We start from the raw sequence: 20,788 nt of genomic DNA on the forward strand, positions 1-20,788 counted from the left end.
GACGTCATATGACGGGGTAGACGATGCGCGAGTCCGTACAGGCAGAAGTCATGATGAGCTTTCTCGTGTCGGAGGAGCTCTCCTTCCGCATTCCGGTGGAGTTGCGCTACGAGACCTGTGATCCCTATGCCGTGCGGCTCACCTTCCATCTGCCCGGTGATGCCCCGGTGACCTGGGCGTTCGGACGCGAGCTGCTGATCGACGGCGTCGGCCGGCCGTGCGGGGAAGGGGATGTGCACATTGCTCCCGCCGATTCCGAGATGCTGGGCGAGGTGCTGATCAGGCTTCAGGTCGGCGGCGACCAGGCCCTGTTCCGCTCCTCCGTACCGCCGCTCGTGGCCTTCCTGGACCGTACGGACAAGCTCGTGCCGCTCGGACAGGAGGGCGCTCTCGCCGACTTCGACGCTCATCTGGAAGAGGCCCTGGACCGCATCCTGGCCGAGGAGCAGAGCGCCGGCTGAAGCGTTACGGCACGGGGCGCCGGGTGCTCCGCAGCGCCGCGTGGAACCACGCAGGAACGCTTCTGCTCCCCAGTCGGCCGACGCATCCCCCCGGTGTCCGCCCCGGCGGGCCGACCATGTCCCGTGTCGGCCCGGCCGGCGTCACCGCTTGCGGCGCCGCCCGCGCCCGCCGCGTGCCGGGACGGGCTGTGCCGCTGCCGCTGCTGGGCCGTCCGGGCCAGGGCGGTCGGCCGCGACCACCAGGGCGGCGAGCACGGTGGTGACCGGGACCGAGGCGACCAGACCGATCGAGCCCACCAGCGTGCGCACGATCTCCTCTGCCACCAGTTCGCTGTTGGCCACGGTTCCGACACTGCTCTGCGCGATCGAGAACAGCAGGAGCAACGGCAGTGCGGCACCGGCGTAGGCGAGGACGAGGGTGTTGACCACGGAGGCGATGTGGTCGCGGCCGATGCGGATGCCCGCCCGGTACAGCCCTCGCCAGCCCATCGACGGATTGGCCTCGTGCAGCTCCCAGACGGCCGACGTCTGCGTCACGGTCACATCGTCCAGGACGCCGAGCGAGCCGATGATGACGCCGGCCAGCAGCAGACCGCTCATGTCGATCGACGGATACAGACCGTGGATGAGACCGGTGCTGTCGTCCGTGTTGCCGGTCAGGGCCGCCCAGCCGATGAACAGGGAGCCGAGCACACCGATCAGCGACAGGGAGATCAGCGTGCCGAGCACCGCCACCGATGTTCGGGCCGACAGGCCGTGGCACATGTAGAGGGCGATCAGCATGATGGCGCTCGACCCGACCACCGCCACGAGCAGCGGATTCGAACCCTGAAGGATCGCGGGCAGGATGAACAGGGTCAGCACCAGGAAGCTCACGGTGAGTGCGACGAGTGCCATGACACCACGCAGCCTGCCGACCACCACGACGGCGAGCGCGAAGATCCCCGCGAGCAGCGTCATGGGGAACTTCCGGTTCACATCGGCCACCGAGTACTGCAGATCCTTCGGTGCCGAGGGCTCGTAGGCGGCGACCACCTTCTCGCCCTGGTGCAGCTGCCGGGGCTGGTCCGGCTGGACGATCTCGGTGAACGTACGGCCCGTGTCCTTGCCGGTGTCGACCCGGACGGTCGCCTTCTTGCAGGCTCCCTTCGCTTCCTGTTCCGCCGAGGTGCCCTCGGCGGTGGAGGTGTCGCCGGTCGGGGTGTCGCCGGAGGCGTTCACCGACTTGCAGCTCACCTCGACGACCCTGGTCACTGTGGCCTGCTGTGTCTCCCGGTCGAAGCCGACGCCGGTGCGCTTGTGGGGTGGGGCTCCCCCGGGCCAGAGCACCATCAGGCCGACGACGACCGCCGCGGTGAACGGGACCAGGATCGCGGCGATGACCTTGCGCAGATGCTTCGAGACGGGGGCAGCGGGCCCGTGGCTATGGCTATGCCCGTGCCCGTGCCCTTGCGCGTGCCCCTGGCTGTGACCGCTGTCGTCGCCCCCGCTGGATCCCCGCTCGGCACCATGCCCGTCGCCCCCGCCGAAGCCGGCCCTCTGACCGTGACCGGCCCCCGAGGCCGCACGGGTGTGCTCATGGCTCTGCCCGGTGCCGGCCGTCTGGGCGCTGTAGCCATAAGGATCGCCGGCTGTGTGGCCATCGTGGCCGTAGCCGCCGTCCTGCCCCGAGCCGCCTCTGTGGTGCGGCTCGGACGGCCGATACGGGTACTGCTCCATCCTGGTCACCGCCAGATCATTGCAACAACGGCAGGGGGCCCACTGTTCACCGCGCCACATATGACGCTAGCGTGGAGGCACCTTTGCACACGCGGGAGCTCGGAGCACCGGGCTGAGAGGGCGCTGACCTCCGTAGGCGCGATGTTTCACGTGGAACAGGCGATGTTCCGCAGGAAATGTCGACAGACGGAAACCGCTGCGTCGACCGCCGAACCTGTTACCGGGTAATGCCGGCGTAGGGAGTAGGTCTCATGACCAACAAGGACGCACGCACGCCTGCCTCTGTTCAGGACGAGAAGTCCCAGGAGGCCGGGAAGTCCATCGGCTGGCACAAGGCGTACGTCGAGGGTTCGCGCCCCGACCTGCGCGTGCCGGTCCGCCAGGTGCACCTCACCAATGGGCGGGCGGTCACGCTGTACGACACGTCGGGCCCATACACCGATCCACTCGTCGACACCGACGTCCGCAGGGGCCTGCCGCCGCTGCGGGAGAACTGGATCATCGCCCGCGGTGACACCGAGGAGTACGCGGGCCGTCCCGCCCGTCCCGAGGACGACGGGATCAAGCACACCTCGCCGCGCGGCGGACTGCGCAACCTGGACGCGGTCTTCCCCGGACGGCCGCGCCAGCCGCGGCGGGGCCGCACCGGCCAGGCGGTGACGCAGCTCGCGTACGCCCGCCGGGGCGAGATCACCCCGGAGATGGAGTACGTGGCCCTCCGGGAGAACGTTTCTCCCGAGGTGGTCCGCGAGGAGATCGCGGCTGGCCGGGCGGTGCTGCCGGCCAACGTCAACCACCCGGAGATCGAGCCGATGATCATCGGCAAGCGGTTCCTGGTGAAGGTCAACGCCAACATCGGCAACTCCGCGGTGACGTCCTCCATCGAGGAGGAGGTGGAGAAGATGACCTGGGCGACCCGCTGGGGCGCCGACACGGTCATGGACCTCTCCACCGGCCGCAACATCCACACCACCCGCGAGTGGGTGCTGCGCAACTCCCCCGTTCCCATCGGCACCGTTCCGCTCTACCAGGCCCTGGAGAAGGTCGACGGCAGGGCCGAGGAACTGACCTGGGAGATCTACAAGGACACGGTCATCGAGCAGGCCGAACAGGGCGTGGACTACATGACCGTCCACGCGGGCGTGCGGCTGCCGTATGTGCCGCTCACCGCCAACCGCAAGACCGGGATCGTTTCGCGCGGCGGCTCGATCATGGCCGCGTGGTGCCTGGCGCACCACAAGGAGTCGTTCCTGTACGAGAACTTCGAGGAGCTGTGCGAGATCCTCGCCGCCTACGACGTCACCTACTCGCTGGGCGACGGACTCAGGCCGGGATCGATCGCGGACGCCAACGACGAGGCGCAGTTCGCGGAGTTGCGGACACTCGGGGAACTCAACACGATCGCCAAGCGTTTCAACGTACAGACCATGATCGAGGGCCCGGGTCATGTCCCGATGCACAAGATCAAGGAGAACATCGACCTTCAGCAGGAGATCTGCGATGAAGCTCCGTTCTATACGCTCGGCCCGCTGACCACCGACATCGCGCCGGCGTACGACCACATCACCTCCGGCATCGGCGCCGCGATGATCGCCTGGTGGGGCACGGCGATGCTCTGCTACGTCACGCCCAAGGAGCACCTGGGCCTGCCCAACCGGGACGACGTCAAGACCGGCGTGATCACCTACAAGATCGCCGCGCACGCGGCCGACCTCGCCAAGGGACACCCGGGCGCCCAGGAGTGGGACGACGCACTGTCCGACGCCCGCTTCGAGTTCCGGTGGGAGGACCAGTTCAACCTGGCCCTGGACCCGGACACGGCACGGGAGTTCCACGACGAGACCCTGCCGGCCGAGCCCGCCAAGACGGCCCACTTCTGCTCCATGTGCGGCCCGAAGTTCTGCAGCATGAAGATCTCGCAGGACATCCGCCGTGAACACGGCGGCAGCCGCGCCGAGGTCGAGGAGGGCATGGCCCAGAAGTCGAAGGAGTTCGCGGCGAGCGGCAACAGGGTGTACCTGCCGATCGCCGACTGAGCCGGATGCGCTGAACCTGCCGCGCCGGATCGCCTGTTGAGGCCTCCGGTGCGGTCGAGGAACGACGGGATGGCGGCTTACCGGGGTGGTGGCGCCACACCGGTTGGCCGCTCGGTCCGCTCGGTCGGCCCCATGCTGCTGTGGGGCGCGAGCCGGGGCTGTCCAGCCGAGGATGCGGGTTACTCGGTCTGGTGCTCCGGGCCGCCGAATTCCGGGCTCGTGTAGTCCGGGCTGGTATAGCTCGGACGGCCGGACTCGGCGCCGTCGTGAGGGCTGCTGAAGCCGGGGCGGTCGTATCCCAGGCGGGGCATACGGCCGCTCGGGGCGGGCGGGGTCGTGCGGTGCAGGGCGGCCGGTCCGGGCTCGGCGAGCGCCTCCTGCAGGAACGGCACAATGCCGCGCTCCAGCAGGGCGTTCCGCCAGGCCTCCCTGGCTTTGTCCAGTTCCCGGTGCGCCGCGTCCACCTCCTGGGCCTCGGCCGAGCTGCTGTTGCGCAGGGCGGTGAGGAGCAGTCCGACGGCGGCGACGAGGACCGCGGCCGCGGTCACCGCGCCGAACACCCAGCCGGCGGTGAGCAGGGTCTGGGCGAAGGCCTGACCGGGGCCCAATGTCTTCAGGATGTAGCCGACGAGCAGGAAGATCGCTGCGGCGGTTCCGGAGAGGACGGGCGCCAGTACGGCGATGACCGCGACGGCGCCCGCGCCGGTGCTCTCGGCTGCCTCGCCGAGAGTGGTGACGAACTCCGTCGTGGCCGAACCCGGCTGTGTGGAACCGGAGTCGCCGGCAGCCGAAGTGGCCATCGCCGGGTGCCGCACTTCCTCGCGGACCTTTACATAGTGCTGGTATTCGGCCGCGGCGGCGGCCGTGATCAAAGCGGTGGCGTTGAGCGCCATGGTGCGCAGTTGTTCGAGGTTGAGCCGCTGTCCGACAGCGGCCAGTTCCGGTCGATGTGGTGCGGAGCGCAGCGCCTCATTGAGGAGCCGCTCGAATTCCTGGCGGTCCTCGCTCTGCAGGTGCTGCGGAACGCTGTTCATGTGCATCCCCCGATGCTCCGTAGGGCTTGGGGCTCGCACGCCGGCGAGCCGTCGGGCAGAAACGGAGGGGAGCCTGCTACGGATAAGCCGATGGTAGAGCCGTGACGGCACGCGGTGACAGGGGGTTGCCGGAATTTGCCCCCAGCCTGTGTGTACTCCGCCGGGAGACGCCTGCCCAGGGAACGGTCAGGTAGTCAGAGGCAGTTGCCGGACCAGTAGCTTTCCGGCCATGGTCACCCCGCCGTCCATCGCGATGGCGAGCCCGTCGGCGTAGATGTGCGGTCCCTCCACGACCGGGCCGGTGCCCTCCTCGCCGTCTTCCGAGCCGACCTCGCCGAGGAGGTAGGGAATCGGGCTGTGGCCGTGAACGATGCGGGTGCCGCCGTACGTATCGAGGAGGGAGCGCACGGCGTCGGCGCCGCCCTCGTCGCGGAAGGAGAAGCGCTTGGTGAACTTGCGGAACAGATCCCAGCACTCGTCCGCGTCGTTACGGGTGAGGGTCTCGCGGACGGTGTCGTTGACCGCCTCGATGGAGTCGCCGTAGTCGAGGTAGGCAGTGGTGTCCGAGTGCACGAGAAGGTAGCCGTCGACCTCTTCGATGGCGTCGAGGCGGGCCATCCACTGCAGATGGTGGTCCTGGAGGCGGTCCATGTCGGTCTTCTGGCCGCCGTTGAGCAGCCAGGCCGCCTGGAAGGTGGCGGTGCCCGCGCCGGAGTTGACGGGGGTGTCGCCGAACCGTTTGGCACCGAGCAGCAGCAGCTCGTGGTTGCCCATGAGGGCTTTGCAGTAGCCGCCGGCCGCCGCGGCCTCGGCGGACAGCCGCATCACGAGGTCGATGACGCCGATGCCGTCGGGCCCGCGGTCGGTGAAGTCACCGAGGAACCACAGCCGGGCGGTGCCGGCGCACCACTGGCCCGAGGCGTCGATCAGCCCCTGCTCCTGCAGGGCGGTCACCAGTTCGTCGAGGTAACCGTGGACGTCTCCGACGACGAACAGCGGTCCGGGCCCGGTCGCGGGCTGCGGCGCCGGGGCGGCAGCCGCCGGCTCGACGGGGACCTGGAGCGTCGCCGACCGGTTGATGACGGGAAGATCGCGCTGGGTGGGTGTGTAGCCGTCGGGGTACGCCTCGTCGGCGGGCGGCGCGGTGTCGCCCGGGTGGGCGGTGCGGACGTACGGACCGGTCTCGTGGACGTACGCAGGTACCCGGAAGTCGCGCAGCGTCGCCGTCCGCTCCACTTCGGGTCCCTGACCGGCCCCCTGAGTCATCAGACCCCTCCACCATCGCGCCGCAGCTGCACCGCTTCGGACTGCCTGGTCGCAGCGGTCCACGGTGTCGTGGGCCCATCATAGGAATGCGCGTCGCGCCGTGTGATGACCCAGGGGTGGTGAATCGGAACAAGACTCCAGTTCACCGCGGCTTTCGCCCCGTTTGGGCAGATGTTCGGCCGGCTCTGTGCCGACCGGACACCCGGTCCACCGGTCGCCGGCCTGTCGCGTCCCCTCCCTCCGCCGGTTCAGGTACGGGGTGAGCGCCCCGCTTTGCGGCGCCGTTCCTCGTCCCCGCCGCCTCCGGTCCCCGCTGTTTTCCGTCCCCGCTGCCTCCCGGCCGCGTTGCTTCCGTCCGCGCTACTTGTCGTCCGGCATCCGCGGCGGGCTGACCGTCGTGCGCGGCGGGCGTCGCTGGGAGGAGGTGCGCACGATCAGCTCGGTCGGTATCACCTGCTCGACCGGCTGGTCCGAATCCACGCCCTCGATGGCGTCGATCAGGAGCTGGACCACGGCGGTGCCGATGCGGCGTGGTTTCAGGGAGAGCGTGGTGATGGGCGGCTCGGTGCTGGCGTACACCATCGACTCGCTGCAGCACACGAGCAGCAGGTCGTCGGGGACGCGGAGCCCGTAGCGCCGGGCGGCGGCCAGCAGGTCGGTGCCGTTGGGGTCGAAGAGGCCATAGACCGCGTCGGGCCGGTCGGGGCGGGCGAGCAGCCGGTCGGCGGCGACGGCGCCCGCGCACGGGTCGTGCGCCGGGTAGGCCTCGTAGACGGGGTCCTGGCCGACCCGCTCGCACCAGTGCAGATAGGCGGTGGTCGACAGATGGGTGTACGTGTCGGTCGTCGTGCCGGTGAGCAGGCCGATACGGCGGGCGCCGGCGGCGGCGAGGTGGTCGAGGATGCCGAGGACGGCGGCCTCGTGGTCGTTGTCGACCCAGGCGGTGACCGGCAGCGAGCCGGCCGGGCGGCCGTCGGAGACGACCGGCAGTCCCTGGCGGACCAGCTCGCTGACCACCGGGTCCTGGTCGGAGGGGTCGATGACGACCGTGCCGTCCAGGGCGACGTTGGACCACACGTCGTGGCGGGAGGTCGCGGGCAGGATGACGAGCGCGTAGCCGCGGGCGAGCGCGGCCGAGGTGGCAGCCCGGGCCATCTCGGCGAAGTACGCGAACTCCGTGAAGGTGAAAGGTTCATCCCCGTACGTCGTCACGGTCAGGCCGATCAGTCCCGACTTGCCGGTACGGAGGGTGCGGGCGGCGGCCGAGGGGCGGTACCCCAGCCGGTCGGCGACCTCGCGGACATGGCGCCGGGTGGCATCCGGGAGCCGGCCCTTGCCGTTGAGGGCATCGGAGACGGTTGTGATGGAGACCCCGGCTGCGGCGGCCACATCTCTGATGCCCGCCCGGCCCGGCCGACTGCCTCGACGTGAGGTTTCCGCGCGGCTCACCTGGTGCTTCCCTGCTGCTGTCATGGCGAGCCGATAGTAGGGCTCATGCGGTGGGGTAGTGCGGACGCATATGCACGCGTTGACAGGCACGTTTCTGCATGGTCATTCAGGGTCAACTGCCTTAGAAATTAAGGAAGTTGATCGATCCATTGATAGGACGTGACTTGTCAACGCGCATGGGCCTGCCAAGTGTCCGATGTTTCGAAGAGGTCTCAACTCACCTGCACGGGGGATGCGCGCCACGGCGCGAGCCACCGGCGCATAGATATATGTACAGCGCGCCCCTTGATGCGTACGCCTTCGTACGGTGATGCCCCTGATGGTGCCGGGCCGGAAGCGGCTCATGTATTGCTGGCCCGCCACCTGTACGCACCGGGGCCGAATCCTCATAAGGTGAGGAGTATTGGAAGCCGGCGGCGTCGACGGTCCGCCGGTGGTCGCGAGGAGGACTGCGGTGAGCGAGACGAGCCCCAAGCTGCGCGCTGAGCTGGAGGGTATCCCCACCTACAAGCCGGGCAAGCCCGCCGCGGCCGGCGGGCCGGTCGCCTACAAGCTGTCCTCCAACGAGAACCCCTACCCGCCGCTGCCCGGCGTGATGGAGAGCGTGACGGCTGCGGCCTCCAGCTTCAACCGCTACCCGGACATGGCCTGCACCGGCCTGATGGACGAGTTGTCGGAGCGCTTCGGCGTCCCGGTTTCCCACCTGGCCACCGGCACCGGCTCGGTGGGCGTCGCCCAGCAGCTCATCCAGGCCACCAGCGGTCCGGGCGACGAGGTGATCTACGCCTGGCGGTCCTTCGAGGCGTACCCGATCATCACGCAGGTCAGCGGCGCCCGATCGGTGCAGGTGCCGCTCACGCCCGGCGATGTGCACGACCTGGACGCGATGGCGGAGGCCATCACCGACCGGACGCGTCTGATCTTCGTCTGCAACCCCAACAACCCGACCGGCACGGTGGTACGGCGGGCCGAGCTGGAGCGCTTCCTGGACCGGGTGCCCGGCGATGTCCTGGTCGTGCTCGACGAGGCCTACCGCGAGTTCATCCGCGACCCCGAGGTGCCCGACGGCGTCGAGCTGTACCGGAGCCGGCCCAACGTCTGTGTTCTGCGCACCTTCTCCAAGGCCTACGGGCTCGCCGGGCTGCGCGTCGGTTTCGCGATCGCCCACGAGCCGGTCGCGGCCGCGCTGCGCAAGACGGCGGTGCCCTTCGGGGTCAGCCAGCTCGCGCAGGAAGCGGCGATCGCCTCGCTGCGGGCCGAGGACGAGTTGCTCGGCCGGGTCGGCTCGCTGGTGTGCGAGCGCACACGTGTGGTGGACGCACTGCGTGCCCAGGGCTGGACGGTGCCCGAGACGCAGGCGAACTTCGTCTGGCTGCGGCTGGGGGAGCGTACGGTCGCATTCGCTCAGGCCTGCGAGCAGCACGGTGTGGTGGTCCGGCCGTTCCCGGGCGAGGGTGTGCGGGTGACGGTCGGAGAGAACGAGGCGAACGACATCTTCCTGAAGGTGGCGGAGGCGTTCCGCAAGGAGCTGTAGCCCTTGAGGGCCAGGAGCTGTAGCTCCTGGTGATGTGTGTGCCGTGACCCCTGGTGTGTGTCGTGCTCCTGGGGTCAGCCCTGGCTGTGGATCAGTTCCACGCGGATGGGGTCGCCGTCGCGCACGGTCGCCAGGGCCCGGGCGTCTCCGTCGAGGCGCCCCAGGATGTTGCACGGGCTCGCGAGGCGGCATTCGTCGCCTCGCGAGATCGGCGTAGGGCCGTAGGGGAGGGCAAGCGCGTTGCCGTCTGTCCAGAAGGCGACCGTGCCCGGTTCCACGACCTGCCGGGCGTCCGTTTCACGTGAAACAGCGACACCTGTGTCGAAATAGACCTCCTCGCCCCATGTGCAGGCGGTGGAGGTGAGCGGCAGTGCCTTGGCGAGGGCCTGTGCGGTCGGTGTGTCCGCGTCGAGGGTCGCGGTGATGTTTCCCGTGGGCCAGGAAAGACGTATCTGCATGGAGCGCAATTCAACAATATGTTGAAGTCGCTGCCAAGGTCTTGACGCGGAGGCGAAGGGGGGACCCCCCTTCGGTTGCCGAAAATCAGTGCGTCATAATGGCTTGTGAATGTGAACGCGTTCACAAGCGCATCCCGATTGTCCTGTATGTGCGCGATAAACAGGGCAAACCGCCGCTGTACCACGGCGTAGTAAGGAGAGTGACGACGTGGACCTGGCTTTGGCGCCGGAGACACTGGCGCGCTGGCAGTTCGGCATCACCACCGTCTACCACTTTCTGTTCGTCCCCCTGACCATCTCCCTGGCCGCTCTCACGGCTGGGCTGCAGACGGCCTGGGTGCGCACGGAGAAGGAGAAGTACCTCAGGGCGACGAAGTTCTGGGGCAAGCTCTTCCTGATCAACATCGCCATGGGCGTGGTCACGGGCATCGTGCAGGAGTTCCAGTTCGGCATGAACTGGTCCGACTACTCCCGCTTCGTCGGTGACATCTTCGGTGCCCCGCTCGCTTTCGAGGCGCTGATCGCGTTCTTCTTCGAGTCGACCTTCATCGGCCTGTGGATCTTCGGCTGGGACAAGCTGCCCAAGAAGATCCATCTGGCCTGCATCTGGATGGTCTCGATCGGCACGATCCTGTCGGCGTACTTCATCCTCGCGGCCAACTCCTGGATGCAGCACCCGGTCGGATACAAGATCGACAAGACCAGGGGGCGGGCCGAACTGACCGACTTCTGGGCCGTGCTGACCCAGCACACCGCACTCAGCCAGGCCTTCCACACCCTGTCCGCGGCCTTCCTGACCGGTGGCGCCTTCATGGTGGGCATCGCGGCCTACCACCTGGCCCGCAAGAAGCACATCCGCGAGATGAAGACCTCGCTGCGGCTCGGCCTGATCACCGTGGTCATCGCCGGTCTGCTCACCGCGGTCAGCGGTGACACCCTCGGCAAGGTCATGTTCAAGCAGCAGCCGATGAAGATGGCGGCGGCCGAGGCGCTGTGGGACGGACAGAAGCCGGCACCCTTCTCGATCTTCGCCTACGGCGATGTGGAGAAGGGCCACAACACCGTGGCGATAGAGATACCCGGCCTGCTGTCCTTCCTGGCCAACGACGACTTCACCTCGTCCGTCCCCGGCATCAACGACGTCAACAAGGCCGAGCAGAAGAAGTTCGGCCCGGGTGACTACCGGCCCAACATCCCGGTCGCCTTCTGGGGCTTCCGCTGGATGATCGGCTTCGGCATGTCCTCCTTCGCCATCGGCCTGGCCGGACTGTGGCTGACCCGCAAGAAGTTCATGCTGCCGCAGCATCTGCGGGTCGGCGAGGACGAGGTGCCGCATCTGGTGCTGTTCAAGAACAAGGCACTCAGCCCGAAGCTCACGAGCTGGTACTGGCGCATCGCGACCTGGACCCTGGCCTTCCCGCTGATCGCCAACTCCTGGGGCTGGATCTTCACCGAGATGGGCCGCCAGCCGTGGGTCGTCTACGGCGTCCTGCAGACCCGGCACGCGGTCTCCCCCGGTGTCTCCCAGGGCGAGGTCCTCACCTCGATGATCGTCTTCACCTCGCTGTACGCGATCCTCGCCGTGGTCGAGGTCAAGCTGCTCGCGAAGTACGTCAAGGCCGGCCCGCCCGAGCTGACGGAGGCCGACCTCAATCCGCCCACGAAGATCGGCGGCGACACGCGTGACGCCGACAAGCCGATGGCCTTCTCGTACTAGGCCGGGGGAACAGTCATGGAACTTCACGACGTCTGGTTCGTCCTGATCGCCGTCCTGTGGACCGGCTACTTCTTCCTGGAGGGCTTCGACTTCGGGGTCGGCATCCTCACCAAGCTGCTGGCGCGCAACCGGCCGGAGCGGCGGGTGCTGATCAACACCATCGGGCCCGTCTGGGACGGCAACGAGGTCTGGCTGCTCACCGCCGGCGGCGCGACCTTCGCCGCGTTCCCGGAGTGGTACGCCACCCTCTTCTCCGGTTTCTACCTCATTCTGCTGGTCATCCTGGTCTGCCTGATCGTCCGCGGTGTCGCCTTCGAGTACCGCGCGAAGCGACCCGAGGAGAACTGGCAGCGCAACTGGGAGACGGCGATCTTCTGGACCTCGCTGATCCCGGCGTTCCTGTGGGGCGTGGTCTTCGGGAACATCGTGCGGGGCGTCAAGATCGACCAGCACTTCGAGTACGTCGGCAGCCTCGGGGACCTGTTCAACCCCTACGCGCTGCTCGGCGGGCTGGTGACGCTCACGCTGTTCACCTTCCACGGAGCGGTCTTCACTGCACTCAAGACTGTGGGTGACATCCGGGTGCGGGCACGGAAGCTGGCTCTACGGGTCGGTCTCGTCACGGCAGTCGTGGCGCTGGGCTTCCTGTTGTGGACGCAGGCTGACAGCGGTGACGGCAAGAGCCTGGTGGCCCTCGTCGTGGCAGTCGTCGCCTTGGTGGCCGCTCTGGTGGCCAATCAACTCGGGCGTGAGGGTTGGGCGTTCGTGCTATCGGGTGTCACCATCGTGGCAGCCGTGGCGATGCTCTTCCTGTCGCTCTTCCCGAATGTCATGCCGTCCACGCTGAACGGGGACTGGAGCTTGACGGTCACCAACGCCTCGTCGAGCCCGTACACCTTGAAGATCATGACGTGGCTGGCTGCTATTGCCACGCCTCTGGTGCTGCTCTACCAGGGCTGGACCTACTGGGTGTTCCGCAAGCGGATCGGCACGCAGCACATCGCTCCCGATGCTGCGGGCAGCGCCGCACACTGAGTCTGCCGAGGGTGTGTTTCACGTGAAACACACCCTCCGGACCGAAGGGCACGTTCCACGTGAAACCAATCGATCCACGCCTGCTGAAGTACGCCCGCGCCACCCGTCTCTTCCTCGTGGCGGTCGTCGGTCTGGGTGCCGTCGGTGCGGGGCTGGTCATCGCCCAGGCGATGCTCATCGCCGAAGTCGTCGTCGGTGCGTTCCAGCACGGGCAGTCCGTCGCTGAACTGCGCGCTCCCCTACTGCTGTTGGCGGCCGTGGCCGTCGGTCGATCGGTCGTCGCGTGGCTCACCGAGCTTGCCGCCCACCGGGCAAGCGCGGCGGTGAAGTCCGAGCTGCGGGGACGGCTTCTCGACCGGGCGGCGGCGCTGGGTCCCGGGTGGCTGGCCGGGCAGCGCACCGGGTCGCTGGCCACTCTGGCCACGCGCGGAGTCGATGCCCTCGACGACTACTTCTCGCGCTATCTGCCCCAGTTGGGGCTCGCAGTGGTCGTGCCGGTGGCGGTTCTGGCGCGGATCGTCACCGAGGACTGGGTGTCGGCGGCGATCATCGTCGGCACCCTGCCTCTCATCCCGCTCTTCATGATGCTGATCGGCTGGGCCACCCAGTCCCGGATGGACCGTCAGTGGCGGCTGCTGTCCCGGCTGTCCGGGCACTTCCTGGACGTGGTCGCCGGACTGCCCACGCTGAAGGTCTTCGGCCGGGCCAAGGCGCAGGCCGAGTCCATTCGCCGGATCACCGGCGAGTACCGGCAGGCCACCCTGCGGACCCTGCGGATCGCCTTCCTCTCCTCCTTCGCACTGGAGTTGCTCGCCACGTTGTCGGTGGCCCTGGTCGCGGTGACGATCGGGATGCGGCTCGTGCGCGGCGACATGGATCTGTACATCGGTCTGGTGATCCTGGTGCTGGCGCCCGAGGCGTACCTTCCATTGCGCCAGGTCGGTGCGCAGTATCATGCAGCCGCCGAGGGGCTTGCCGCCGCGGAGGAGATCTTCACCGTGCTGCAGACGCCGGTTCCGGCGCCCGGTTCCGGTGCGGTGCCCGCGGGCGCCGTGGCCTTCGAGGGGGTCACCGTTCGCTACCCCGGCCGTTCCGTGGACGCGGTGACGGATGTGTCGTTCAGCATCGAGCCCGGTGAGACGGTCGCGCTGGTCGGGCCGAGCGGGGCGGGCAAGTCGACGCTGCTGAACGTGCTGCTCGGGTTTGTCGAGCCCAGCGAGGGGCGGGTGCGGATCGGTGGAGCGGATCTCGCCGGTCTCGATGTGGAGGAGTGGCGGTCGCGGGTCGCGTGGGTGCCGCAGCGGCCGCATCTGTATGCCGGGAGCATCGCGGAGAACGTGCGGTTGGCCCGGCCGGGCGCGGACGATGCCGATGTGCGGCGGGCGTTGCGGGACGCTGGGGCGCTGGAGTTTGTGGAGGCGCTGCCCGAGGGGGCCGAGACCGTGCTCGGGGAGGACGGGGCCGGGCTGTCGGCGGGGCAGCGGCAGCGGTTGGCTCTTGCTCGGGCGTTTCTCGCGGATCGGCCCGTGCTGCTGCTGGATGAGCCGACGGCCTCGTTGGACGGAGGGACGGAGGGCGAGGTCGTGGCGGCGGTGCGGCGGCTTGCGGCGGGCCGTACGGTGCTGCTCGTTGTGCATCGGCCGGCGCTGTTGGAGGTCGCCGATCGGGTGGTGCGGCTCCAGTGTGCGGAGTCGTTGACCGACCGGAGCTGCAGTCGGCCGTCCAGGGAACTCCGCCCCCTGGACCCCCGTCCTCGTCCACCCGCCACCCGACTCGGTGGACTGGATGGCGGGTCGGGTGAGGCGGCTTCGGGGCGTTCTCGGCGGGTGCTTGGGCGGGTACGGGGGCTTGCTGGGCCGCGGCGGGGGCGGCTGTGGTCGGCCTGGGTGCTGGGCAGTCTGGCGCTTGGCAGTGCCGTGGGGCTGATGGCGACGTCCGGGTGGCTCATCTCGCGGGCCTCGCAGCAGCCGCCTGTGCTGTATCTGATGGTGGCCGTGACCGCGACGCGGGCCTTTGGGATCGGGCGAGCCGTGTTCCGGTACGCCGAGCGGCTGGTGTCCCACGATGCGGTGCTGCGGATGCTGGCCGACACCCGGGTCGCGGTCTACCGGCGCCTGGAACGACTCGCGCCCGCGGGGCTGCTGACCGCCCGGCGCGGCGATCTGCTCTCCCGGCTGGTCTCGGACGTGGACGAACTGCAGGGCTACTGGCTGCGCTGGCTGCTGCCCGCGTCGGTCGCCGTCGCCGTCTCCGCCGTCTCCGTCGGCTTCACGGCCTGGCTGCTGCCCGAGGCCGGCGTCGCGCTCGCGGTGGGCCTCGTGGCGGCCGGCGTCGGTGTACCGCTCGTCACCGCGACCGTGTCCCGGCGGACCGAGCGACGGCTGGCCCCCGCCCGGGGCGCCCTCGCCACCCGCGTCACCGAGCTGCTCACCGGTACGGCGGAGCTGACCGTCGCCGGTGCGCTGCCCGCTCGTACGGACGCGGCCCGGCGAGCCGACGGCATCCTGACCCGGATCGCCTCGCGCGCCGCCGCCGTGACCGCGCTCGGCGACGGCCTCACCGCACTGATCTCCGGGCTGACCGTCACGGCGACGGCACTGCTCGGAGCCCAGGCGGTGGCCCCGGGCCGGCTCAGCGGCGTGGCGATGGCCGTGGTCGTCCTCACTCCGCTGGCCGCCTTCGAGGCCGTACTGGGACTGCCGCTCGCCGTGCGCCACCGGCAGCGGGTGCGGCGGAGCGCGGAGCGCGTCTACGAGGTGCTCGACGCTCCGGAGCCGGTGCGCGAGCCCGAGCGGCCCCGACCGGCGCCCGCCTCGCCGTTCCCGGTGGTGGTCAAGGGGCTGGCCGCGCGGTACGAGGGGCAGGGGAGGGAGGCGCTGGCCGGTTTCGACCTCACCCTGCGAGAGGGGCGGCGGATCGCGGTGGTCGGGGCGTCGGGCTCCGGCAAGACGACCCTCGCCCAGGTGCTGCTGCGCTTCCTCGACCCGCAGGAGGGCTCGTACACGCTCGCCGGTGTGGACGCCTGCGCGCTGGCCGGTGACGACGTACGAAGGCTCGTCGGGCTGTGCGCTCAGGACGCGCACCTCTTCGACAGTTCGGTGCGCGAGAACCTGCTGCTGGCCAGGAAGGACGCCACCGAGGCCGATCTGCGCCGGGTGCTGGACCGGGCCCGCCTGCTGGACTGGGTGGACGGGCTGCCCGACGGCCTGGACACGCTCGTCGGCGAGCACGGGGCGCGACTGTCGGGCGGTCAGCGGCAGCGGCTGGCGCTGGCCCGGGCCCTGCTGGCCGACTTCCCCGTGCTGGTCCTCGACGAGCCCGCCGAGCACCTGGACCTGCCGACGGCGGACGCGCTGACCGCCGATCTCCTGGCCGCCACACAGGGCCGTACGACACTGTTGATCACCCACCGGCTAGCCGGGCTGGAGGCGGTGGACGAGGTGATCGTGCTCGACGCCGGCCGAGCGGTGCAGCGGGGCACGTACGCGGAACTGCTCGCGGTGGACGGGCCCCTGCGGGCGCTGGCGCGGCGGGAGGCGGAGGCGGAGTCGCTGGTGGGGGCGTCCTGACGGGTGCTGGGGGGGGGCCGGTCGGCGGCGGTTCTGGTCCTCCCTCCGGTCCCACTCCCGTCCCCCTCCGGTCTCCCTCCAGTCGGTCACCCCGGGTCTCGTCTCCGGTTTCGGTGATAAACGGGACTAATTACGCTCGGGGCATGTGCGCTCCATCCCCACCCGGACCCGAGCCCGCGCTGCGGGTGCCGCAGTTGCTGGAGGCGATGCGGTCCGTGGGCAGCGGGCTGGAGCTGCACTCCACGCTGGACCGGATCTGCGAGACCGCCGCCGGTCTGACCGGTGCCCGGTACGCGGCGATCGGGGTCGTCGCCGAGGAGGGCGACGGGCTCTCCGACTTCGTCTACCAGGGCGTGCACGAGGAGACCGCCCGCCGGATCGGCCGGCTGCCCGATGGGCACAGAGGGCTGCTCGGCGCGCTCATCAGGGATCCGGAGCCGGTCCTGCTGGCCGCTCTGAGCGAAGATCCGCGCTCGTGCGGCTTTCCCGAGCACCATCCGCCGATGCGCAGCTTCCTCGGGGTGCCGATCCGGGTGCGGGGCGAGATCTTCGGCAATCTCTATCTGACCGAGAAGCGCGACGGCCGGCCCTTCGACGACGACGACCTCGCCATGGTCCAGGTGCTGGCCACCGAGGCCGGCATCGCGGTCGGCAACGCCCGGCTGTACGAGGCGGCCATGCAGCGGGAGCGCTGGATCGACGGATCCGTGGCCGTGACCACGGCGCTGTTGTCGGGCGGGGACGCCGACGACGCCCTGCAGGTCGTGGCGGAGCAGGCGCGCCGGCTGTCAGGAGCGGCGGCGGGGATCGTGCTGCTGCCCGCGGAGGAGGGCGGCCTGGAGGTGGTGGCCGTGGCAGCCGACGAGCCGACGGGCATGCTGGGCGCGGTGATTCCGCCGGAGAGCCGGATCGTCGCCGAACTCCTGGACGGCCAGGCGGTGTTCGTCGCGGACGCGGCCACCGACTCCCGGATGCTGACGCAGTACGCGAGCGGCTACGGACCGGCGATGATGGTGCCGCTGCAGAGCGACGGGCGGGTGCTGGGCACGCTGGTCACACCCCGTGCGCGCGGCGGACGGCCGTTCACTCGGGCCGAGCGGACGCTGGCCGTGCAGTTCGCCTCACAGGCGGCGCTGGCGCTGATCATGGCCGAGGCGCAGCGCGACCGGGAGCGGCTGGCGGTGTTCGAGGACCGTGACCGGATCGCCCGGGACCTGCACGACCTGGTCATCCAGCGGTTGTTCGCCACGGGGCTGATGCTGGAGAGCGCACAGCGGCGGTCCGTGGTGCCGGAGGTGCAGGAAGGCGTCGGCAAGGCGGTGGACGAACTCGACGTCACCATCCAGGAGATCCGCACCGCGATCTTCGCGCTGCAGCAGGGCCCGGCGGAGGTGCCGTCGGGGTTGCGGACGCGGGTGCTGCGGGAGATCAACATGGCTGCCGTGCCACTGGGGTTCAAGCCCTCGCACCGCCTCCTCGGTCCCGTCGACACCGTCGGCGACCTCACGGGCAAGAACCTGATCGCGGCGCTGCGGGAGGCGCTGTCCAACGCGTTCCGGCACGCCGGCGCCGCCCGTATCGACGTCGTGGTCGATGCGACGGTCACCCTCGCCGACGGGCGCCCGGGGGTACGGCTCACCGTCGCGGACGACGGCGTCGGCATCCCCGAGGGCGGCCGGCGCAGCGGGCTGCGGAACCTGAAGCGGCGGGCCGAGTCGCTCGGTGGGGACAGCAGGCTCGGCCCGGGCATCGGGGAGAACGGCGGCGGGACGACGGTGCTGTGGGAGGCGCCGTACTAGACGCTAGCCGCGGCTGGACGGTGTCACAGGCGGGCGGCGAGGAGTTGCTCGATCACGACCGCGACTCCGTCCTCGTTGTTGGCGACCGTACGGCCCGACGCGGCGGCGATGACGTCCGGGTGGGCGTTGCCCATCGCGTACGACTGGCCGGCCCAGGTCAGCATCTCGACGTCGTTGGGCATGTCGCCGAAGGCCACGACCTCCTCGTGCGAGATACCGCGCTCGGCGCAGCACAGGGCGAGTGTGCTGGCCTTGGAGACGTCGGGGCCGCTCAGTTCCAGCAGGGCGCTGGGGCTGGAGCGGGTGACGTTGGCGCGGTCGCCGATCGCCAGCCGGGCCAGGGTGAGGAAGGCGTCCGGGTCGAGATCCGGGTGGTAGGCCAGGATCTTGAGCACGGGCTGGTCGGCGTCCGGGCCGTCGGGGGCGAGGAGTCGCTCGGCGGGCAGGAGGTGGTCCGGTATCTCCATGTGCAGCTTGGGATAGTCCGGCTCCTGGTGGAAGCCGTAGGTCTGCTCGACCGCGAACACCGTGCCGGGTGCCGCCTCGCGCAGCAGTCGTACGGCGTCCAGGGCGTTCGCGCGGGCCAGTTCGCGCACCTTCACGAAGCGGTGGGTGCCGGGGCCGCCGTGCAGATCGACCACGGCGGCGCCATTGCCGCAGATCGCCAGGCCGTGGCCGTGGACGTGGTCGCTGACGACGTCCATCCAACGGGCCGGGCGGCCGGTGACGAAGAAGACCTCGATGCCCGCCGACTCCGCTGCGGCCAGAGCGGCGACCGTGCGCGGGGAGACCGACTTGTCGTCCCGCAGCAGCGTGCCGTCGAGGTCGGTGGCGATCAGCCGCGGGGGTGTGGCGGCGGCAGGGGTCCCGGGCTGTCTGGTCGCTGAGGTCACCGCGCCATTCTCGCGCATATGCCCGCACGGCCGTGCGGGACTCCGCGCAGATGAGACACAGATGACGCTCAGTCCCGCTGCGGCCCGGTCCGCCCTGTGGTGATCCGGTCAGTGCTCACGTCGGCCCCTCTGCCCCGCGGCGGGCCGGTCAGCCCAGCTGAGCCGTGGCTTCCATGGCGATCTGCTCGAAGATCTTCTCGTCGGCGGCGAAGTCGGAGTCCGGGATGGGCCAGTGGATCACGATCTCGGTGAAGCCCAGCTCCTGGTGCCGGCCGGCGAAGTCCACGAAGGCGTCCAGGGACTGAAGCGGCCGGGCGCGGTCCGGGGTGAAGCCGGTGAGCAGGATCTTGTCCAGGCCGGCCAGGTCCCGCCCGGCGTCCGCGCAGGCCTCGGACAGCTTGGCGACCTGCCCGCGCAGGGCCTCGACGGACTGCTCCGGGGTGCCCGTCTCGTACAGCTTCGGGTCGCCCGTGGTGACCCAGGCCTGGCCGTACCGCGCGGCGAGCTTCAGGCCGCGCGGGCCGGTGGCCGCCACCGCGAACGGCAGCCGGGGCCGCTGCACACAGCCCGGGATGTTGCGCGCCTCGTGCGCCGAGTAGAAGCGGCCCTCGTGGGACACCGCGTCCTCGGTGAGCAGCCGGTCCAGCAGCGGAACGAACTCGGCGAGCCGGTCGGCGCGCTCGCGCGGGCTCCACGGCTCCTGGCCGAGCGCCGTCGCGTCGAAGCCGGTGCCGCCGGCGCCGATGCCGAGGGTGATCCGGCCGCCGGAGATGTCGTCGAGGGAGATCAGCTCCTTGGCGAGGGTCACCGGGTGCCGGAAGTTCGGCGAGGTCACCAGCGTGCCGAGGCGCAGTCGGTCGGTGGCAGCGGCGGCGGCCGTCAGCGTCGGGACCGCGCCGAACCACGGGCCGTCGCGGAAGCTGCGCCAGGACAGGTGGTCGTAGGTGTACGCGGTGTGGAAGCCGAGCTGCTCGGCCCGCACCCAGGCCGAACGGCCGCCTTCGCTCCAGCGGCGGTAGGGCAGGATCACGGTGCTCAGGCGCAGACTCATGCGTTCGAGGGTAAGCGGCCCGACTGACAACGGACCAAACGGTCACCGAACGCGGGTGCTCGGCCACGGGCTGAGCAGGATCAACGGGGCCCGGGAAAGCGCAGGTAACGCGGGGGTACAGCCTGGGTCAGCCAGACCCCGTTGGCGCTGATGCGGAAGACGTGGCCGTCGCGGTGCATGGCGCCGGCGTCGACGGTGAGCACCACGGGGCGGCCGCGGCGGGCGCCGACCCGGGTGGCGGTCTCACGGTCGGCGGACAGGTGGACGTCTTGCCGGTTCATGGGCCGGAGGCCGTCCGCACGGATCGCGTCCAGGTTCCGGGCGACGGTGCCGTGGTAGAGGTACGGCGGCGGGGTCGCCGGGGGCAGGCCGAGATCGACCTCGATGCTGTGGCCCTGGCTGGCGCGGATCCGGCTTCCCTCGATCGCGAAGCGCTGCTTGTCGTTGGTGGCCACCACGTGGTCCAGCTCCTCGCGCGTGAACCGGAAGCCGTGGGCGGCGGCCGCGGCGACCAGCGTGTCGATCTCCACCCAGCCGCCCGGGTCCAGGGTGAGCCCGATGCGCTCCGGCTGGTGGCGCAGGTGTTTGGAGAGGTACTTCGACACCTTCACGGTGCGTCTGTCGTCGATGTTTCTTTCCTTCATGCGTCCAGCCTGCGCGAGAGACACGGATCACGCAGGTTTTTTTCTTCGCAGGTTTGATCCACAACCAAGTGAGGTTATCCACAGGGGAATTGACAATTCTGTGGACAAGTGACGTACCTGTTG

At 69.8% G+C, this 20,788-nt stretch carries 15 protein-coding genes and 1 riboswitch; of the genes, 7 read left to right on the forward strand and 8 right to left on the reverse strand.

Going from position 1 to position 20,788, the window contains the following annotated elements; all coding sequences use genetic code 11:
- Window positions 1-23: 23 nt before the first annotated feature.
- On the forward strand, window positions 24-461 hold the full coding sequence (locus tag AB0L75_RS06715; protein ID WP_365176292.1) for an SsgA family sporulation/cell division regulator: 438 nt from the start codon (window positions 24-26) through the stop codon (window positions 459-461).
- 141 nt (window positions 462-602) lie between these two features.
- Here AB0L75_RS06715 and AB0L75_RS06720 read toward each other — a convergent pair whose 3' ends face one another.
- Window positions 603-2,180, reverse strand: coding sequence for a YibE/F family protein (locus AB0L75_RS06720; protein WP_365176480.1), 1,578 nt, complete (start codon window positions 2,178-2,180; stop codon window positions 603-605).
- An 81-nt stretch (window positions 2,181-2,261) separates the two neighbouring features.
- A riboswitch (TPP riboswitch) is annotated at window positions 2,262-2,439 on the forward strand.
- On the opposite strand from AB0L75_RS06720, the gene thiC reads away from it, so the two are divergent.
- The gene (thiC, locus tag AB0L75_RS06725; protein WP_365176294.1) at window positions 2,432-4,216 is read left to right on the forward strand and encodes a phosphomethylpyrimidine synthase ThiC; all 1,785 of its coding nucleotides are present in this window, start codon (window positions 2,432-2,434) and stop codon (window positions 4,214-4,216) included. (Overlaps the previous riboswitch by 8 nt.)
- A gap of 179 nt (window positions 4,217-4,395) precedes the next feature.
- Here the strand turns inward: thiC and AB0L75_RS06730 are convergent, their stop codons facing one another.
- The 3 genes from AB0L75_RS06730 to AB0L75_RS06740 all read right to left on the reverse strand — a co-directional run bounded on the left by AB0L75_RS06730 (window position 4,396) and on the right by AB0L75_RS06740 (window position 7,989).
- Window positions 4,396-5,256, reverse strand: a complete 861-nt coding sequence (locus tag AB0L75_RS06730; RefSeq protein ID WP_365176296.1) for a hypothetical protein — start codon at window positions 5,254-5,256, stop codon at window positions 4,396-4,398.
- A gap of 180 nt (window positions 5,257-5,436) precedes the next feature.
- Entirely contained in the window at window positions 5,437-6,516 is a 1,080-nt protein-coding gene (locus tag AB0L75_RS06735) for a metallophosphoesterase (protein ID WP_365176299.1), read from the reverse strand.
- 360 nt (window positions 6,517-6,876) lie between these two features.
- Entirely contained in the window at window positions 6,877-7,989 is a 1,113-nt protein-coding gene (locus tag AB0L75_RS06740) for a LacI family DNA-binding transcriptional regulator (protein WP_365176301.1), read from the reverse strand.
- Window positions 7,990-8,419: 430 nt separating this feature from the next.
- Here AB0L75_RS06740 and hisC point away from each other — a divergent pair, with 430 nt between their 5' ends.
- A complete protein-coding gene (gene hisC / locus AB0L75_RS06745; RefSeq protein WP_365176303.1) occupies window positions 8,420-9,499 on the forward strand; it encodes a histidinol-phosphate transaminase in 1,080 nt (359 codons plus the stop codon).
- 74 nt (window positions 9,500-9,573) lie between these two features.
- Here the strand turns inward: hisC and AB0L75_RS06750 are convergent, their stop codons facing one another.
- On the reverse strand, window positions 9,574-9,957 hold the full coding sequence (locus tag AB0L75_RS06750) for a cyclophilin-like fold protein (protein ID WP_365176305.1): 384 nt from the start codon (window positions 9,955-9,957) through the stop codon (window positions 9,574-9,576).
- Window positions 9,958-10,165: 208 nt separating this feature from the next.
- Between AB0L75_RS06750 and AB0L75_RS06755 the strand changes: the two genes are divergently transcribed.
- The 4 genes from AB0L75_RS06755 (at window position 10,166) to AB0L75_RS06770 (ending at window position 18,077) form a co-directional block, all read left to right on the forward strand.
- Window positions 10,166-11,674, forward strand: a complete 1,509-nt coding sequence (locus AB0L75_RS06755) for a cytochrome ubiquinol oxidase subunit I (protein ID WP_365176307.1) — start codon at window positions 10,166-10,168, stop codon at window positions 11,672-11,674.
- Between the two features lie 15 nt (window positions 11,675-11,689).
- Entirely contained in the window at window positions 11,690-12,709 is a 1,020-nt protein-coding gene (gene cydB, locus AB0L75_RS06760) for a cytochrome d ubiquinol oxidase subunit II (RefSeq protein WP_365176309.1), read from the forward strand.
- Between the two features lie 59 nt (window positions 12,710-12,768).
- A complete protein-coding gene (cydD, locus tag AB0L75_RS06765; protein ID WP_365176311.1) occupies window positions 12,769-16,278 on the forward strand; it encodes a thiol reductant ABC exporter subunit CydD in 3,510 nt (1,169 codons plus the stop codon).
- A gap of 143 nt (window positions 16,279-16,421) precedes the next feature.
- Window positions 16,422-18,077: a GAF domain-containing protein gene (locus AB0L75_RS06770; protein WP_365176313.1), complete on the forward strand. Its 1,656-nt coding sequence runs from the start codon at window positions 16,422-16,424 to the stop codon at window positions 18,075-18,077.
- Between the two features lie 23 nt (window positions 18,078-18,100).
- On the opposite strand, the gene AB0L75_RS06775 is transcribed toward AB0L75_RS06770, so the two are convergent.
- The 3 genes from AB0L75_RS06775 to AB0L75_RS06785 form a co-directional block, all read right to left on the reverse strand.
- Window positions 18,101-18,970 (reverse strand): HAD-IIB family hydrolase, encoded by an 870-nt coding sequence (locus tag AB0L75_RS06775; RefSeq protein ID WP_365176315.1) that lies wholly within the window; start codon window positions 18,968-18,970, stop codon window positions 18,101-18,103.
- Between the two features lie 148 nt (window positions 18,971-19,118).
- A complete protein-coding gene (locus tag AB0L75_RS06780) occupies window positions 19,119-20,021 on the reverse strand; it encodes an LLM class flavin-dependent oxidoreductase (protein WP_365176317.1) in 903 nt (300 codons plus the stop codon).
- A gap of 80 nt (window positions 20,022-20,101) precedes the next feature.
- A complete protein-coding gene (locus AB0L75_RS06785) occupies window positions 20,102-20,665 on the reverse strand; it encodes an RNA 2'-phosphotransferase (RefSeq protein ID WP_365176319.1) in 564 nt (187 codons plus the stop codon).
- Between the last annotated feature and the right edge of the window lie 123 nt (window positions 20,666-20,788).

This window comes from Streptomyces sp. NPDC052101 (assembly GCF_040680235.1).
Classification (GTDB): domain Bacteria; phylum Actinomycetota; class Actinomycetes; order Streptomycetales; family Streptomycetaceae; genus Streptomyces.

Excerpts from the sequence above, each read along its gene's own strand:
- AB0L75_RS06715 (WP_365176292.1), top strand. The coding sequence starts at position 24 with ATGCGCGAGTCCGTACAGGCAGAAGTCATGATGAGCTTTCTCGTGTCG.
- AB0L75_RS06720 (WP_365176480.1), bottom strand. The coding sequence starts at position 2,180 with ATGGAGCAGTACCCGTATCGGCCGTCCGAGCCGCACCACAGAGGCGGC.
- thiC (WP_365176294.1), top strand. The coding sequence starts at position 2,432 with ATGACCAACAAGGACGCACGCACGCCTGCCTCTGTTCAGGACGAGAAG.
- AB0L75_RS06730 (WP_365176296.1), bottom strand. The coding sequence starts at position 5,256 with ATGCACATGAACAGCGTTCCGCAGCACCTGCAGAGCGAGGACCGCCAG.
- AB0L75_RS06735 (WP_365176299.1), bottom strand. The coding sequence starts at position 6,516 with ATGACTCAGGGGGCCGGTCAGGGACCCGAAGTGGAGCGGACGGCGACG.
- AB0L75_RS06740 (WP_365176301.1), bottom strand. The coding sequence starts at position 7,989 with ATGACAGCAGCAGGGAAGCACCAGGTGAGCCGCGCGGAAACCTCACGT.
- AB0L75_RS06750 (WP_365176305.1), bottom strand. The coding sequence starts at position 9,957 with ATGCAGATACGTCTTTCCTGGCCCACGGGAAACATCACCGCGACCCTC.
- cydB (WP_365176309.1), top strand. The coding sequence starts at position 11,690 with ATGGAACTTCACGACGTCTGGTTCGTCCTGATCGCCGTCCTGTGGACC.
- AB0L75_RS06770 (WP_365176313.1), top strand. The coding sequence starts at position 16,422 with ATGTGCGCTCCATCCCCACCCGGACCCGAGCCCGCGCTGCGGGTGCCG.
- AB0L75_RS06780 (WP_365176317.1), bottom strand. The coding sequence starts at position 20,021 with ATGAGTCTGCGCCTGAGCACCGTGATCCTGCCCTACCGCCGCTGGAGC.
- AB0L75_RS06785 (WP_365176319.1), bottom strand. The coding sequence starts at position 20,665 with ATGAAGGAAAGAAACATCGACGACAGACGCACCGTGAAGGTGTCGAAG.